This is a genomic window from Labrenzia sp. C1B70 (assembly GCF_000475395.1).
GTDB classification, from domain to species: domain Bacteria; phylum Pseudomonadota; class Alphaproteobacteria; order Rhizobiales; family Stappiaceae; genus Roseibium; species Roseibium algicola.
This window is the reverse complement of record NZ_AXCE01000004.1, coordinates 276,675-293,345: the sequence shown is the minus strand read 5'-3', so window position 1 is coordinate 293,345 and position 16,671 is coordinate 276,675. Positions and strand designations below refer to the sequence as shown.

Annotated in this window: 9 protein-coding genes; 3 read left to right on the top strand and 6 right to left on the bottom strand. The window is 61.3% G+C overall.

The features are described 5' to 3' along the window. Window positions 1–69: 69 nt before the first annotated feature. The gene (locus Q666_RS39625) at window positions 70–4,881 is read left to right on the top strand and encodes an NAD-glutamate dehydrogenase (protein WP_023002565.1); all 4,812 of its coding nucleotides are present in this window, start codon (window positions 70–72) and stop codon (window positions 4,879–4,881) included. Between the two features lie 550 nt (window positions 4,882–5,431). Continuing rightward, window positions 5,432–6,802: an MFS transporter gene (locus Q666_RS39620; protein ID WP_023002564.1), complete on the top strand. Its 1,371-nt coding sequence runs from the start codon at window positions 5,432–5,434 to the stop codon at window positions 6,800–6,802. Between the two features lie 96 nt (window positions 6,803–6,898). Here the strand turns inward: Q666_RS39620 and Q666_RS39615 are convergent, their stop codons facing one another. The 5 genes from Q666_RS39615 to htpX all read right to left on the bottom strand — a co-directional run bounded on the left by Q666_RS39615 (window position 6,899) and on the right by htpX (window position 15,327). Beyond that, on the bottom strand, window positions 6,899–9,010 hold the full coding sequence (locus Q666_RS39615; RefSeq protein ID WP_031270046.1) for a methyl-accepting chemotaxis protein: 2,112 nt from the start codon (window positions 9,008–9,010) through the stop codon (window positions 6,899–6,901). A gap of 229 nt (window positions 9,011–9,239) precedes the next feature. After that, window positions 9,240–10,856 carry a bifunctional phosphoribosylaminoimidazolecarboxamide formyltransferase/IMP cyclohydrolase gene (gene purH / locus Q666_RS39610; RefSeq protein WP_023002562.1) on the bottom strand — a complete coding sequence of 539 codons (1,617 nt, stop codon included), beginning with the start codon at window positions 10,854–10,856 and terminating at the stop codon, window positions 9,240–9,242. Window positions 10,857–10,931: 75 nt separating this feature from the next. Further along, complete coding sequence (locus Q666_RS39605; protein ID WP_031270044.1) at window positions 10,932–12,689, bottom strand: heparinase II/III family protein; 1,758 nt, start codon at window positions 12,687–12,689, stop codon at window positions 10,932–10,934. A 128-nt stretch (window positions 12,690–12,817) separates the two neighbouring features. Then, the gene (locus Q666_RS39600) at window positions 12,818–14,194 is read right to left on the bottom strand and encodes a transcription antitermination factor NusB (protein WP_023002560.1); all 1,377 of its coding nucleotides are present in this window, start codon (window positions 14,192–14,194) and stop codon (window positions 12,818–12,820) included. A gap of 164 nt (window positions 14,195–14,358) precedes the next feature. Beyond that, the gene (htpX, locus tag Q666_RS39595) at window positions 14,359–15,327 is read right to left on the bottom strand and encodes a zinc metalloprotease HtpX (RefSeq protein WP_031270042.1); all 969 of its coding nucleotides are present in this window, start codon (window positions 15,325–15,327) and stop codon (window positions 14,359–14,361) included. Between the two features lie 156 nt (window positions 15,328–15,483). Between htpX and Q666_RS0132870 the strand changes: the two genes are divergently transcribed. Further along, entirely contained in the window at window positions 15,484–15,747 is a 264-nt protein-coding gene (locus Q666_RS0132870; RefSeq protein ID WP_023002557.1) for a DUF1674 domain-containing protein, read from the top strand. A 67-nt stretch (window positions 15,748–15,814) separates the two neighbouring features. On the opposite strand, the gene Q666_RS39590 is transcribed toward Q666_RS0132870, so the two are convergent. Next, the gene (locus Q666_RS39590) at window positions 15,815–16,471 is read right to left on the bottom strand and encodes an SGNH/GDSL hydrolase family protein (protein ID WP_023002556.1); all 657 of its coding nucleotides are present in this window, start codon (window positions 16,469–16,471) and stop codon (window positions 15,815–15,817) included. Window positions 16,472–16,671: the final 200 nt, after the last annotated feature.

Here is a 16,671-nt window from a genome sequence, read left to right as displayed (position 1 = left end):
ATATGAACTTAAGTCTTAGAACGAGCGAGCGACAGAGCCAAACCATACGATCGCCTAAGGGGATGGAAAATGCCGGACAAACACGACGTCGAGAAACTCAAACTCATCGACGCGGTCCAAGCAACCTTGAATCAGGAAGATCCGGCTCTCGCCGAGTTTTCCCGCGCCTTTTATGACCGGGGCGCAGCGGAAGACCTGGTGGCCTACACCGCGGAAGAGCTGACCGGCTTTGCCCGGGACGCCTGGCAGGATTTCCAGAACCACGAACTCGGCACGCATCGTGTCAGCATCGCCGATCCGGCGTTCAAGGCCCAGGGCAGCAAGGTCAAGGGCGTCTCGATTATCGAGATCGTCAACGACAACATGCCCTTCCTGGTCGATTCCGTCATGGACGAGCTGCAGGAAAGCAAGATCGAAGTGCATCTGGTTCTGCACCCGATCTTCATCGTGGAACGGGATGACAACGGCAAACTGACAAGCGCCACGGCCCGCAAGAAACCACCGAAGCGGACCGACCGGCAGGAAAGCCTCATCCATATCCACGTGACACGGATTGATTCGCCCGAAGCCCGCGCGGCCCTCAAGGCGCGGCTCGACAAGGTTCTGTCCGATGTCCGCGCCGTCGTGTCGGACTTCAAGCCGATGCAGGAACGCCTGGCGGAGGCCATCGACACCTACAAGACCACGCAAATTCCCGGCAGCAGCGATGAGTTGTGGGAGGCAATCCACTTCCTGGAGTGGATGGAGAACGACAACTTCATTTTCCTCGGCATGCGCGAATACATGTTCGAAGGCGGCGTCGAGGAGGGCGAGCTTTCCCCCCATGAGGGCACGGGTCTCGGCCTCTTGTCCGACCCGGACGTGCGCGTTCTCCGCCGCGGCACGGAGTTCGTGCAGATCACGCCGGAAATTCGCGAGTTCCTGAAGAAACCCGAACCGCTGATCATCGCCAAGGCCAACGTGAAGAGCACCGTGCACCGACGCGTGCACATGGATTACGTCGGCGCCAAGCTTTATGACGACGAAGGCAACATGAACGGCGAGCTGCGCATTGTCGGCCTGTTCGCCTCGACCGCCTATACCGAACCGACCAGCACCATCCCGTTCCTGCGCCGCAAGGTTGCCAGCGTTCTGGCCCGCGCCGGCTACGGGTCGGAAAGCCATTCCGGTCGCGCCCTCCGCAACGTTCTGGAAGCTTTCCCGCGTGACGAGCTGTTCCAGATCGAACGGGAGCGCCTGTTCGACTTTTCCATCGCCATCCTGCAGCTGGACGAGCGCCCGCGCATTCGCGTGCTGTCCCGCCCGGACAAGTTCGACCGCTATGTCTCCATTCTGGTCTTCGTCCCGCGTGACCGCTATTCCACCGAAGTTCGCCTGAACGTCGGCACCTATCTGGCCTCGGTCTATGAAGGACGCGTGTCGGCCTGGTACGTTACCTATCCAGAAGGTCCGCTGGCGCGGGTTCACTACATCATCGGCCGCGATCGCGGGGAAACGCCGACGCCCCAGCAGGAAGAGCTGGAGGCTGCCGTTGCCGACATGGTGCGCACCTGGTCCGACAGTGTGCGCGATGCGCTCAAGGACGAATTCGCGCCTTCACAGGCCCGCAAGCTGGCCGACCGCTACGCGCTTTCGTTTCATGGCGGCTACAAGGAAGTCTACAACGCCCAGTCCGCGCTGTTCGACATCGTCAAGCTGGAAACCCTGTCCGACAAGAACGACACCACCATCACGTTCCACCGCCAGGCAGGCACCAGGGACAGCCGCCTGTCGCTGAAGGTCTATCACCGCGGTTCGCCGATCCCGCTGTCCGCGCGCGTGCCGCTTCTGGAAAACATGGGTTTCCGCGTGATCAACGAGCGGACCTACCGCATCACGCCGGCCGATGCCCCCATGTCCTACCTGCACGAAATGACGCTGGAATCGCGCAGCGGCGAAGACATCGTCTTTTCCGATCAGCTGCACCCCCGGCTGGAAAGCATGTTCATGGCAGTCTGGACCGGGCTGGCGGAGGACGACGGCTATAACCGCCTGGTGCTGACGGCGGAGCTTGCCTGGCGCGACGTGGCGGTGATCCGCGCGCTGTCGAGATACCTGCGCCAGGCCGGCATCCGCTTCTCCGAAGACTACATGTGGTCCACGCTCAACAACTACCCGAAGATCGCAGCCAAACTGGTGGAACTGTTCCACCTGCGCTTCAACCCGGATGTCACCGAAAAGGACCGGGACCTCGGCACGGAACGGCTGGAAAGCGAACTGACCGCCGATCTGGAGGACGTCGCCAGCCTTGACGACGACCGCATCCTGCGCCGGTTCCAGAACACGATTGAATCGATCCTGCGCACGAACTTCTACCAGCTCGACAAGAAGGGTCAGCCCAAGCCAACCTTTGCCTTCAAGATCGACAGCCGCCAGATCGACGACCTGCCCCAACCGCGTCCGTTCCGGGAAATCTTCGTCTACAGCCCCCGCGTGGAAGGCGTGCACCTTCGTTTCGGCATGGTTGCCCGTGGCGGCCTGCGCTGGTCTGACCGGCCGCAGGACTTCCGCACCGAAGTGCTCGGTCTGGTGAAGGCACAGCAGGTGAAGAACGCAGTGATCGTCCCGGTCGGTGCCAAGGGTGGTTTCGTGCCCAAGAACCTGCCGCCGATGAGCGATCGCGATGCCTGGTTCAAGGAAGGCACCGAAAGCTACAAGATCTTCATCAACGCCCTTCTGGACGTGACCGACAACCTCGGCGAGGACAACATCCTGCCGCCGGAGCGCGTGCAGCGCTATGACGGTGACGACCCCTATCTGGTGGTTGCAGCCGACAAGGGCACAGCCACTTTCTCCGATACGGCCAACGGCATTTCGGAAGGAAGGCACTTCTGGCTGGGCGATGCTTTCGCCTCCGGCGGGTCCGCCGGCTACGATCACAAGAAGATGGGCATCACCGCACGCGGCGCCTGGGAAGCGGTCAAGCGGCACTTCCGCGAGATGAACCGGGATATCCAGACCCAGCCCTTCACGGCGGCCGGTGTCGGCGACATGTCCGGCGACGTCTTCGGCAACGGCATGTTGCTGTCGAAGGCAACCAGACTGATCGCGGCCTTCGATCACCGCGACATCTTCATTGATCCGGATCCGGACCCGGCAAAGACCTGGGAAGAGCGCAAGCGGATGTTCGACCTCGGCCGCTCGTCCTGGAAGGACTACAATACCGACCTGATTTCCAAGGGTGGCGGCATCTTCTCGCGCCAGCTCAAGTCCATTCCGCTTTCACCGGAGATGCAGTCCCTGCTCAACCTGAACAAGGGCAGCGCAACGCCGCAGGAAGTGATGACCGCCATCCTGAAGATGGAAGTCGACCTGCTGTGGTTCGGCGGTATCGGCACTTATATTCGCGCCAAGTCCGAGACGGACGCCGATGTGGGCGATCGCGCCAATGACCCGATCCGCATCACCGCATCGGAAATCGGCGCTAAGGTGATCGGCGAAGGTGCCAACCTCGGCCTGACCCAGCTCGCCCGTATCGAGTTCAACAAGAAGGGTGGACGCTGCAACTCCGATGCGATCGACAATTCCGCCGGGGTGAACTCCTCGGACATGGAGGTCAACATCAAGATCGCCCTCGGCGCCGCGGTGAAATCCGGCAAGCTGACCATCGAGCAGCGCAACGAACTTCTGGCCGAAATGACCGACGAGGTCGCCGAACTCGTGTTGCGGAACAACTACCTGCAGACCCTGGCCATCTCCATGACCGAACTGCGCGGCATGGAAGACTTCGGCTACCAGGTGCGCATGATGCGCCAGCTGGAACAGGCAGGCCTTCTGGACCGGGTGGTCGAACAGCTGCCGGACGAGGCAACACTCGACGAGATGCGCAAGGCCGGGCTGCTGCTGACCCGCGCCGAACTGGGCGTGCTGCTGGCCTATGCCAAGATCACGCTTTACGACGCGCTGCTGGAAAGCTCGGTTCCGGACGACGATTATCTGGCCCGTGAACTGTTCCGCTATTTCCCGGACCAGATGGCCGACACCTACAAGGACGAGATCAGCGGCCACCGCCTGCGGCGTGAAATCATCGCCACGATGCTGGCCAACTCGATGATCAACCGGGGCGGGGCGACCTTCATCACCCGTCTGCGTGACCAGACCGACGCAACCGCGACCGAAATCGCTCAGGGCTTCGTTGCCGTGCGCAACAGCTACGACCTGACCGATCTCAACACGGAGATCGACCAGCTCGACACGAAGATCGACGGCGCTCTGCAGCTGGAGCTCTATTCGGAAATCCAGTCGCTGCTTCTGGAACGGGTCGTCTGGTTCAAGCGCAACGTGTCCTTTGACAAGGGCCTGTTTGCCGTTGTCGAGCGGTTCCGTGCAGGTATCGCCGCACTGCGCGACCGCCTGGAAGCGGTCTTGCCGGAAGAACCCGCCGCGGTCCTGGCGGAGCGCACCGCAGCCTTCGTGGAGCAGGGTGTTCCGGAAAGTCTCGCCCGGCGGATCGCCTGGCTGCCGGCCGAGCGGGCCATTCCCGATATCGTCATCGTGTCGGAAGAAACCGGGGCAGATCTGGATACGGCTGCAAGGGCCTATTTCGAAGTTGCTCACCACTTCCAGCTCGGTGCGATGCTCGAACTCGCCAACGATCTCGACGTCCGGGACTACTACGACGGCCTCGCGCTCGACCGGGCACGGGCCATGCTGGTCTCCGCGCAGCGCGCCCTGGCCATCGCGGCCGTTCGCGCCGGCGGTTTTACAAGCTGGCTGGAAGAACACGAGGCGGAAGTGGGCCGGCGCAAACGCTCTGTTTCCGAAATCCTCGACGGCGGTCTCAGCGTGTCGAAATTCTCCGTGGCGGCAAGCCTGCTCGCGGAAATCTGCGGCACCGCGTAACCGGGCGGAAATCGCGTTATGGGGCCGGCAGTTCCGCTGCCGGCCTTGGCTTTTCAGCGGTATTGCCCTCGCCCCGGCAACGCTATGCGCGAGCGGGGAACGGAGAGCCAGCGGCACCCAAGGCAAAGCGCACCTTCCCAAGATGGTCTTTGGCTCACCGATCCCGGATCTTCGCTGCGCGGTGTCCGGGATGACGCGGTTGGGGCCTTGAGAACCTTGCTCACGGACGCTTCGTTGTCCGCTTTTTGGATCCGCTGGAGGCGCATGGAGGCTGAGGCCCGACCTTGGAGACAGCGCTATACGCTTCCTCAGGTTGAGGTGATATGTCTTGCCAGGGTGGTGAGAGGCCTACCTTCCCACACCCTCATCCTGAGGAGCCGCGCAAGCGGCGTCTCGAAGGATGGGCCGCATACGCCAACCGAAACTCTCTCCTGCAACAGACACCGGATATTCGCAAACACCTGTGGGCTTCAAGAGCGGGAAGCGGTATGCATGAATGAGTTGGGCTCGTCCCGGCCTTGATCCCCCAGGCAGCGAGTTGCCCTTTTCCATGACAACCGTTTCAGACATCCCGTTGCAATCTACCGACAGGCGCGCCGTCCTCTCCTGGGCCCTGTTCGACTGGGCAGCACAGCCCTTTTTCACGCTGATCACCACATTCGTCTTTGCGCCTTACTTTGCCTCGACGCTGGCCGCGACCCCGGCCGAAGGCCAATCGCTTTGGGGATACGCAACTGCGGCCGCCGGACTCTGCATTGCCTTTGCAGCACCGGTACTGGGCTCGATCGCGGACGCAACAGGCCGGCGAAAACGCTGGATCCTTCTCTTTTCGTTGCCGTTTGTCATCTGTTGCTGGGCATTCTGGTACGCCGCTCCGGGAAGCCCGAACGGCATCGCCATCGCGCTTGTCGCCTTTGCCATCGGCACGCTGTCCATCGAAATCGCGACCGTCTTCAACAACGCCATGATGCCTTCGCTGGTGCCGCCGGAACGCATCGGACGCCTGTCCAGTTTCGGCTGGGCACTCGGCTACGCCAGTGGACTGGTCACGCTGGTGATCGCCCTCGGATTTTTCGCCGCCAGCCCCGAGTCGGGCAAGACCCTGCTGGGTTTCGAGCCGGTTCTGGGTCTTGATGCGGCGACCCAGGAAGGCGATCGCGCCGTCGGGCCGTTCTCCGCGCTCTGGTATCTCGTTTTCGTGTTGCCGATGTTCCTGTTCGTGCCGGACGTGCCGCACCAGGCAAAGATCGGTCCGGCCATCCGCGCCGGCCTTGCAAACCTGCGCATGAGCCTGGCCCAGGCACGCACCAACAGGAATATCTTCCTGTTTCTTCTCTCCAACATGATCTTCAAGGATGGCCTTGTCGCCCTCTTCGCGTTCGGCGGAATTTATGCCGCCGGCCAGCTTGGCTGGGGATCCATCGAAATCGGTACTTTCGGCATCATCCTGACCATCACCGGAACACTGGGCCTGTTGCTGGGCGGGCCGATGGATGATCGTTTCGGGGCCAAGCCGGTGATTGTCTTCTCGCTCATCGTTCTGATGATCTGCGGCCTCGGCATGATCTCCATCGACCGGACAACGGTGTTCTTTGTCATCAAGACCGCTGCTGCCCCCGAGGGTGCCCTCTTCGCGTCGCTGCCGGAACAGGTGTTCATTGCACTCGGCGGTGTCATCGGCGCGGTGTCCGGCCCGTTGCAGGCCTCCTGCCGCAGTCTTCTGGTCCGCATAGCCCCGCCGCAGCACGTGACCCAGTATTTCGGCCTTCTGGCGCTCTCCGGAAAGGTCACCAGCTTCCTGGCCCCGCTTACCGTCGGCGTGGTAACCGCCCTGACTGCCAGCCAACCCGCAGGCATGTCCGTCATCCTGGTCTTTTTCGGTGTTGGCCTCCTGTTGTTGTTGCGGGTGCGGGAGCGCTAACAGACGCCTTTGCCAGGAAACGGTGCGGGCATTGCTCAAACAAAAACGCGCCGGAAAATCCGGCGCGCTTCATGTTCAGATGTTGCCAGTCTCGCCTCAGGCGACCTGACGGACGCTGGCAAGGAAACCTTCGACTTCCTGCTTGAGCCGGTCGGCTTCAGTCTGCAGGACGTTGGCGGAGGCCGAAACCTGACGGGCGGCATTGCCGGTGTCGTCGGCAGAGGCTGCCACCTTTACGATGTTCTGCGCCACTTCCTGGGTGCCGTTGGAGGCTTCCTGGATGTTGCGGGCGATCTCGTCGGTGGCAAGGCCCTGCTGTTCGACCGAAGCCTGGATGGACGAGGAGATCTCGTTCATCTTTTCGATGGTTTCGGAAATGCCCTTGATGGCGTCGACCGATCCGGCGGTTTCCGTCTGCACCGACTGGATCTGCAGGGAGATTTCTTCGGTCGCCTTGGCGGTCTGGTTGGCCAGCTCCTTCACCTCGGCGGCAACAACGGCAAAGCCCTTGCCCGCTTCGCCGGCACGTGCCGCCTCGATGGTGGCGTTCAGCGCCAGAAGGTTGGTCTGTTCGGCAATGTCGGTGATCAGCTTGACCACTTCGCTGATCCGGTTGGCAGCTTCCGCGAGCCCCTCGATCTTGCGGTTCGTCGATTGAGCCTGTTCCACGGCGTGGGAGGCAATCTCGGTGGACTGGGTCATCTGGCGGGAAATTTCACCGACCGATGCCATCAGTTCTTCAGCCGCGGACGCAACCGTTTCCACGTTCGACGACGCTTCCTCGGAAGCGGCAGCCACTGCCGTGCTCTTCTCGCTGGTGTCGTCGGCTCCCGCCGTCAGCGTCATCGATGCCGCGTTGAGGTCCTGCACCTGGTGCATCACCGTCTGGGTCAGCTCTGAGATCTGGCGGTCGAAATCCTGCGACAGCTCGCTGATCCGGCCTGCACGCTCCAGCTGCTGACGCTGCGCTTCTTCCTGCTCGGCGGCCAGTGCCTCGGCCTGCCGGGCCTTGTCGCGGAAGACTTCCAGCGCCTTGCTGATCTCGCCGATTTCGTCCTGGCGGTCGGTATCGTGGATCGGCTCGTCGTAACGGCGATCGATGAGCGCCTGGATGCTGCGCACGGCGCGCTCCAGCGGACGGCGAACAATCGTGTTACCGACAAGATAGATGGAAAGAGCCACGACGATGAGCAACACGACGCCGACCCCGACGATCATGGTCGTGATCGAAGACGAAGCCGCATTGAGGGTCGCCAGCGGCACGTTGACCACCACGGCAAGCTTGGCATCGGTACCGGTCACATGGACCGGCATGACGATGCGGTGCACTTCCGTGCCGAGCGTGTTGGAATATCCGTCATAGGCAAATGGCTCGCCGTTCTTGACCGCCGCCAGAAGCTTGTCCTGCACGGCAAGGTCGGCTTCGGACTGGCCTTCCATCCATGGCTTGCCGAGAACGGCCGGGTCGGCGTGGGCAATCCAGACGCCGTTCTGCGACAGGAGGTGAACCGATCCCGTGTCCAGTGGCCGTTGCTGGCCAAGCACTTCGGACAGCGGGGTCAGAAGGATGTCGCCACCGGCAGCACCAATCACCTTGGACCCGTCTCGGATCGGCGAGGAGAACGACACACCGGTTACGGTCTTGCCATCGGCTTCCCAGCTGTAGGGTTCGGTCATGTAGTCCTTGCCGGACACATAGGCACCATTGAACCAGAGGTCGCTGGTTGCACTCAGATCACCGACGGCGATCTTCTCGATGGGCCGGTAGGCCAGCGTTCCGTCCGCCTTGCGGAAGTAATAGGGCTGCCATTCGCCGTCTTCGGCCCATTTCTCGTCGCCCTTGAACTCGGCATCCTTGCCGTCGAGCTCGTCTCCGGCAACCACGCCCCAGGTGCCCGAAAGGTCCTTGTTGGTCAGCGTCAGGTTTTCAACGACGGCGTTCCAGGCTTCACGGTCGACCGATCCGGCTTTCTTCATGCCGCCGAGGGAACTTGCCAAGGTCTGTGCGGATTTCAGGCCGTTTTCCAGGCCGCGCTGGACGAATTGCGCCTGCTCGCGTGCCACTGTCTCGGCTTCGGACCGTGCAAGATCACCCGTAATGCGGGACGCTTCCCATCCGATAAAACTGATGCCGACCACAAGGGCAACCGTCAGGGTCGCCGCACTGGCCCCAATGAGCTTTGTTGTGACCTTCGCTCTTCTAAACACCGGCAATCTCCGCGAATCGCAAGAAAACGGCAGGCGAATACCTGCCAAAGCTTGCTGCAGACTACCCGTTGGGCGTTAACAAGGTCTTCAGTGGGAGGGTTTTTCTTAACGACCCCTGTTATTTTTGACAGTAATTTTGGATCGTTAGCTTGCTAATGTTTTACAAGCTCAGATGAAGTGCCGGTTCGAATGAAAACCGGCACTTCAATTCATCGGCGAATACCCGAAATCAGTGCCGGAAATGACGCATGCCGGTCATGACCATGGCAAGGCCAGCTTCGTCGGCTGCCGCAATCACGTCGTCATCGCGCATCGAGCCCCCCGGCTGGATAACGGCGGTTGCTCCGGCTTCGGCGGCCGACAGAAGACCATCTGCAAACGGGAAGAACGCATCGGAGGCGACCACGCATCCCTTCGTCAGCGGTTCGGAAAGACCGGCGGCCTCGGTCGCATCCAGAGCCTTGCGGGCAGCGATGCGTGCGGAATCCACCCGGCTCATCTGACCGGCCCCGACACCAACGGTCGCACCGTCCTTGGCATAGACGATGGCATTGGACTTCACGTGCTTGGCAACCCGGAAGGCGAATTTCAGATCGGCCAGTTCCTGCTCGCTCGGGGCGCGCTTGGTAACGACCTTGAGGTCAAGGTCGTCGACCACACCGTTGTCGCGTGACTGGACCAGGAGACCGCCGGCAACGGACTTGACGAAGAGGCCCTTGGCGCGTGCATCGGCGAGGCCGCCGGTGACCAGAAGGCGCAGGTTCTTCTTCGCCGCGATGATTTCGCGTGCCGCGTCGTCCGCATCCGGCGCGATGATCACTTCCGTGAAGATCTTGACGATTTCCTCGGCCGCAGCGGCATCCAGTGTCTGGTTCAGGGCGACGATGCCGCCGAAAGCCGAAACCGGATCGCAGCGCAGGGCCAGCTCGTAGGCTTCCTTCAGGCTTGCGCCTTCGGCCACACCGCACGGGTTGGCGTGCTTGATGATGGCAACAGCGCTGGTGCGGGCCGGATCAAACTCGCTCACCAGCTCAAACGCGGCATCGGTGTCGTTGATGTTGTTGTAGGACAGCGTCTTGCCCTGAAGCTGCCTGGCCGTGGCAACACCCGGGCGCTGCTCACCGGTGGTGTAGAAACCTGCCGTCTGATGCGGGTTTTCGCCATAGCGCATGACTTCGGCAAGCGAACCGCCAACCGCACGATGGGCGGGCGTTGCTTCGCCCAGCTGATCCGCCATCCAGTTGGAGACGGCGGCATCATAGGCAGCCGTGCGGGCAAAGGCCTTTTGCGCCAGTTTCTTGCGCAGGGCCAGCGGGGCCTTGCCGCCGTTGGCATCAAGCTCGGAAATCACTGCATCGTAGTCGGCCGGGTCGGTGACCACGGTAACATAGGCATGGTTCTTGGCGGCCGCACGGGTCATTGCCGGTCCACCAATGTCGATGTTCTCGATGCCGGTGGCGTAGTCGGCACCGGAGGCGACAACGTCCTCGAACGGATAGAGATTGCCGCAGAAGAGATCGATGCCGACGATGTCATGCTCGCTCATCGCCTTCTGGTGGTCGGCATCATCACGGATCGACAGCAGACCGCCGTGCACCTTCGGATGCAGCGTCTTCACGCGGCCATCCATGATTTCCGGAAAGCCCGTGACTTCCGAAATGTCCAGAACCTTAAGCCCTGCTTCCTTCAGCGCCTTGTAGGAACCGCCGGTGGAGACCAGCTCGACGCCGCGCTCGGACAGCGCTTTTGCAAAGTCGACAAGACCGGTCTTGTCGAAGACGGACAGAAGGGCGCGCTTGACGGGAACCAGCTCGGGAACGGGTACGGCTTTGGACACAATGGCCATGAATTTGCCTCGCAATTGGGGACGGTCCGGGAGTTGCCGTCGCCCTATCACGTCTTCAGCAAAAGCGGAAGGTCTCTATTCTTCCAGCGGGAGTTCGTCCGGCTCGTCAAAATCGCTGGTGCCGCGCCGGCTGAGTTTGGCCGTCGCCGTCTTGCGGAACTGCCACCCCACGGAGGGGGCCTCGAGCACGGCGCCGGAGATCACGATCTGCTCGGTCTTGCGGTGGCCGTAGACATCCGAAAGATAGATGCTTTCTTCCAGCATGACCTCGGTCCCGGGCGCTTCGAATTCCCAGGCTTCGCCGTCCCGGCACACCAGGAGCACCGCTGATCCGCCGCGGATGAGCGAGCTGCGCAGGCCCGGATGCAGATGAAAGCGGATTGCATAGCGGTTTTCGCTGTCCACAGGACCGATTGCCGAAAACGTGTCGATGCCGTCCAGCACCGTGCCGTCGCCTGCAAGGCGAATGTCGCGCTCATGCAAAACATGGAACTCGCTGGCATAACCATCATGCGAGGCCGTGATCCGGCTGCCGGCCGCATCGTCTTCCCGCTCCACCGGCACCCTGACCGGACCGGACAGGATGGGTGCGCCCAGAATATGCCCGAACGGCCGGTTCGAAAGGAACCGGCAGGAGGACGTATCCTCGATCACCGCCGTGGAGTGTGCAGGCGTCGAGCGGCTGACCCGGCGCCAGGCCGGATTGGACTTGGGCGAGACGCCGCAATTGACGACGATCCGGTTGTTGTCGGAGGAGAATTCGAACGAAAGACAGCCTGCATGAGCGTCGCCGGAAACGCCGATGGCCGGGGCAGGGCCGGTGTCGATCAGGACAACGGAATTGCCACCGGTTAAGCGCTGATAGCCGGAATGCGGCGCATTCTGCGGTGGGGCGCCCCGTGCATCGTCATAGGCAAGGATGGTGGCGACAAGGTCGCTCGGCGTCGAGCCCATGCCGTTGAAATGGGCAAGAGCCCCGTCGCCATGACGGAAGAAGCGCAGCAGTGGCATCATCCGGTCCACCGACTGCACCATCGCCGGCGGCACCTCCAGCCCTTGCGCTACGAAGGCCTGGCGAACCGGAAGCAGGTCCGCGAGAATGTCGATCAGCGCTTTCGGATTGCGCGAGATATGGCCGCCATCGGGCAGGATCTGGCGTGTCAGCTCCTGATCGAGACGACGGATGCTCTGGCGTGCAAAGCGGCCCTGTCCCGCCATGGAAATACAGGCGGATGCCATGGCAAGGGCTGCATGCAGGCGCTCGACGCCGTCTTCCGTTTCGTTGATGGTCTGGCGCAGGTAACGCACCTGGCGAGCCAGTGACCGCACGAAACTGCGGTAGAACTCGTGATCGCCGTCCTGAAGAATGAAGGGCGAATGCGCCAGCCAGGACAGAATTCGGCGGGTAACGACCGACGCTTCCCAGCCGATGTCGTGCCAACGACCACAAAACTTGATCCAGTCCTCCACCAGCGCCCGGGCATTTTGCCGGGAAATCTGGCTGTCGGCGGCGCGAAGGTCCCGCATCCAGCCGAAGCTGTGAAGCTCACGCTGCCAGTCTTCGTGAACGGCCTGAAGCTCGAACGGAGATCTGCCTTGCGTCTCCACCAGATGGCCGGAGAACAGGAAGCGGCCGCCATAGATATCGGCAGCATTGGTCGCGTCGGCAGTGCGCAGATCCTGCGGCGCGATGAGCAGGCGCGCAGGCACAGCCGAAAACGGCTGCATGCGGAACAAAGGCCCGCCATGCATCCATTTCAAGGAGCGTTGCCAAATATGCAGGGCCACAAGCCGCCAGATGCGGCTTCTTTCACTCAGGCTTGCAGTATTCACCAAACCATCTCCAAAACTGATGGTTTCTGCGCGTTTATGGGGAATCTCCGGTGTCTAATTCAGGAAACGAACCATTAAGGTTAGCATTTCATTTAAAGAATCATTGCAAGTGAACAGTTTATTCCGCGTTAAAACCGGCGGAACCTTGCGGCAAAAAAGCCGTCCATGCCCTTGCTCACCGGATCCAAGGCGGCGCTATTGCAGGGCAGACAGCGAAGATAACCTTCATTTGTGACACATTCGGCAAGGCCGCCCACCTCTGAGGCCTCGATCGGAACCAGTTCGATTTTTCCGGCCTGCCGCTCCAGAAAACCGGTCGCCTGGGCTTCGCCTTCGGCCGCCTCCAGCGAACAGGTACAATAGACGACCAGCCCACCCGGCTTGACCCAGCCCATCACCCTGTCCAGCAATTCGCTCTGGATTTCCGTCAGCTTTTCAATGTCGTATGGCTTCTTGATCCAGGGCACATCGGGGTGCCGGCGGATCGTGCCTGTCGCGCTGCAGGGCGCATCGAGCAGGATTGCATCAAAGAGATCCTCCGGCTCAAAGGCCCGCAAATCCGCCGCAACCGTTTCAACACTCAGGCCGAGCCGCGTCATGTTTTCTTCAAGACGTTTCAGGCGCGCCTTTGAAATATCGACCGCGGTTACGCTTGCACCCGCGGCCGCCAATTGTGCGGTCTTGCCGCCCGGTGCAGCGCAAAGATCGGCAACACGCAGACCCTTCACGTCACCAAGAAGCCGGGCGGGAAGTGCCGCAGCGGCGTCCTGCACCCACCACTGACCGTCGCCATAGCCTTCAAGTGCATCGACAGCGCCCTTGCGCACGAGGCGGATGCTGCCCGCACCCACAATCTGGCCGTCCAGTTTCCGGGCCCATTCTTCCGGATCCGCTTTCACCGACAGATCCAGCGCCGCTTCGCTTTCGTGAGCCCGCGCGATCTCGCGCGCTGTCTCCACTCCATAGGCTGCCTGCCAGCTTTCCATCAGCCAGTCCGGTGTGTTCAGCACCGCCGGATCGAGATCACCGGTCACTTCGTCCCGCTCGCGCCCGAGCCGGCGCAACACACCGTTGACCAGACCCTTGTATGGGCGGGCCCGGCGGTCGAGACCGGCATGATCAACAGCAAGAGAGACGGCAGCACGGTCCGGAATGTCGAGAAACAGCATCTGGGCAATGGCCACATGCAGGATATCCAGGATCCGGCCCGTTTTTTCCGGGATCGGCCGATCAAGCAACCGATCCAGGATTTCAGCGATTTCACCCCGATGGCGCAAGGCTGCGCCAATGATTGCGCGAACCAGCGAACGATCGTTGCCGGCCAGCGCGCGAAATCCGGAGTGGCCGGACGTGATATCCAGCTCGCCATCGAGAGGCCGTTTCTTGTGAACGACGTTGCCAAGAATATCGGCAGCCACCTTGCGTGCGGCAAACCCCGGCTTTTCGGCCTGTTCGGGTGCCGGTTTGCCTGAAGGTTTCTGTTTGTTGTTCGGCCGTTTGGTCAAGGCTCAATCCATTCACGCGCCCGGCCCTGCTGTTACGGCCGGTATCAAAATCAAGCGCCGCAGACCGGTCTGCCGGTCGCGGCGCATCTGGTCATAGTAAAGCCGGGTGGTCATCCGGCAAAGTTGTTTTTGTCAAAGAAGCTGACGTTCCGGGGGACTGTGGCCTATCCCCACGGCCCTTTTGGACGGCGCGGCGCGGAGGACGGCCCCGTCGGACCGGCGCCGCTCCACGGGCCGGCCTGCTGTGGAGCCTGGCGGGTAAACGACATGGGACCGCTTCTGCCACCGGTGCCCAGACCTGCATCCGACAGCTTGCGCAGTTCGTCGATCCGGTTCTGGGTGTTCGGGTGGGTGGAGAACAGATTGTCCATCCGCTCGCCTGACAGCGGGTTCATGATGAACATATGTGCGGTTGCCGGGTTCGCTTCCGCGTCCGGGTTATGGATGTGCTCCACCCCGCGCGAGATCTTCGCAAGTGCTGAAGCCAGCCACATGGGTTCGCCGCAGATCTGGGCGCCCATCCGGTCGGCCGCATATTCGCGCGTCCGGGAGATCGCCATCTGCACGACCATTGCCGCCAGCGGCGCCACGACCATCATCAGGATAACCCCGACGATGCCCAGCGGATTGTTGCGGTTGCCGCCGAAGAAGAAGGCAAAGTTGGCCAGCATGGAAATCGCACCGGCGATTGTCGCCGTGATCGTCATGATCAGCGTGTCGTGGTTCTTCACATGGGCCAGCTCATGAGCCATCACACCGGCAATCTCCTCGGGCGTCAGCATGTCGAGCAGGCCCGTCGTTGCCGCGACGGCAGCGTTTTGCGGGTTGCGGCCGGTCGCAAAGGCATTCGGCTGCGGATTGTCGATGATGTAGACCTTGGGCATCGGCAACTCGGCATTCTGCGCCAGCTGCCGTATCATCCGGTAGAACTCCGGCGCTTCGCGCTCACCCACTTCCCTGGCATGATGCATGCGCAGGACCATCTTGTCCGCGTTCCAGTAACTGAACAGGTTCATGGCGGCTGCAATAAGCAGCGCGATCAGCATGCCCGACTGACCGCCGATCATGAAACCGATCCCCATGAACAAGGCGGTCATCCCCGCCAGAAGCATTGCCGTGCGAATGTAGTTCATCGCCGCTTGTTTCCGTTTCTGTCCTGTTTTCGACTGCTTGCAAGAAGGCGCATAATGGCCTTTGTATCCGTCCAACAGATGGGGAGTGCTGCCATTCTTGGCAAGATTACCCTATATACGCCAGACAAGACTGCAAACTGAACGACCCGAAGAGCCATGACAGAAACACCGGACAACCCGACGAGCCGCTACAGCCAGAACGAGGCTCCCTCCCTGAAGACCAATGTCGAGGAAGCTCCGAAGCGGAAATTCGAGGACCTGCCACCGGCAGCCCAGCGCGCCCTCAAGGAAGCCGAAGAACGGCGCAAGGAAATCGACGCAAGACAGCAGAACATGGCCGAAGAAGTCAACGGACGCGGCGGCCTGGAGCCCACCCGCTACGACGATTGGGAGATCAAGGGACTGACCTCAGATTTCTGAGGGAATGTTCAGCCGGTCTGCCTGTCGGAGACAGCTCTAACCGCAGCAGGCAATCCAGTCTGCCAATTCAGTTTGCCAGCTTGCGCACTTCCGCTGCCACTGCCCTGGCGAGATCGGCCTGCGGCTCCGCATCGAAATGGACGGCATCAACCGGGCTGGCGGAAATCACCGTTCCTGCATCGAAGAAAGCTGCACCATATTCAGCAGCTTTCTCCCGGTAGCAGGCGGCCAGGCGATGGGATTCCGTGACGCTCTGTTCGCTGAACTGTGCCACGAAGGGTGTGCCTGCCAGTGGTGCCAGCGGCGGCGGTGACATCAGCAGCACCTTTGGCGCCCGGCCTTCGACATCGTCGGTTGGCCTGCGGGCAAAATCCAGAAGGCGTCCCATGGCAATCGCGATTGTTTCCGCGTTCATGCAGAACCGGGCCTGAAGGTCGTTGGTGCCGAGCATGATGATCAGAATGTCGATCGGCATATGCGTCTTGCGAACGGTGGCCAGATGCGCAAGACCGTTCTTGTCGCCCTTGACCGGATCCTCGAAAACGGTTGTTCGGCCGTTGACGCCTTCTTCGGCCACATAAAACCCGTCACCCAGTTCTTTCTGCAGAAGCCGGGTCCAGCGGATGTCGTGGCCGTACCTGGATTTGTCGACCGGATTGAATCCCCAGGTGAGAGAGTCGCCAAAGCAAACGACGCTTATCGGATTTTTTGTTGTTTTCGACATCGTAGAACCTGTCCAGGTGGGCGCACTTTGAAAAAGGTCAGGCATATTTCATTTTTGCCGACCGCGCCGATGCCTTCAATTTCTACAGAGTCTTCGTTGACGATCAAGGACTTCCGGGCAATTCCCGCCAACCAAGGACGGAGGGGTGAAATTATCCCTTTGGACAGGTCAGACGCCCGGGCAGGCAGTGCGGGAAAATC

Excerpts from the sequence above, each read along its gene's own strand:
- Q666_RS39590 (WP_023002556.1), bottom strand. The coding sequence starts at position 16,471 with ATGTCGAAAACAACAAAAAATCCGATAAGCGTCGTTTGCTTTGGCGAC.
- Q666_RS39625 (WP_023002565.1), top strand. The coding sequence starts at position 70 with ATGCCGGACAAACACGACGTCGAGAAACTCAAACTCATCGACGCGGTC.
- Q666_RS39620 (WP_023002564.1), top strand. The coding sequence starts at position 5,432 with ATGACAACCGTTTCAGACATCCCGTTGCAATCTACCGACAGGCGCGCC.
- htpX (WP_031270042.1), bottom strand. The coding sequence starts at position 15,327 with ATGAACTACATTCGCACGGCAATGCTTCTGGCGGGGATGACCGCCTTG.
- Q666_RS0132870 (WP_023002557.1), top strand. The coding sequence starts at position 15,484 with ATGACAGAAACACCGGACAACCCGACGAGCCGCTACAGCCAGAACGAG.
- purH (WP_023002562.1), bottom strand. The coding sequence starts at position 10,856 with ATGGCCATTGTGTCCAAAGCCGTACCCGTTCCCGAGCTGGTTCCCGTC.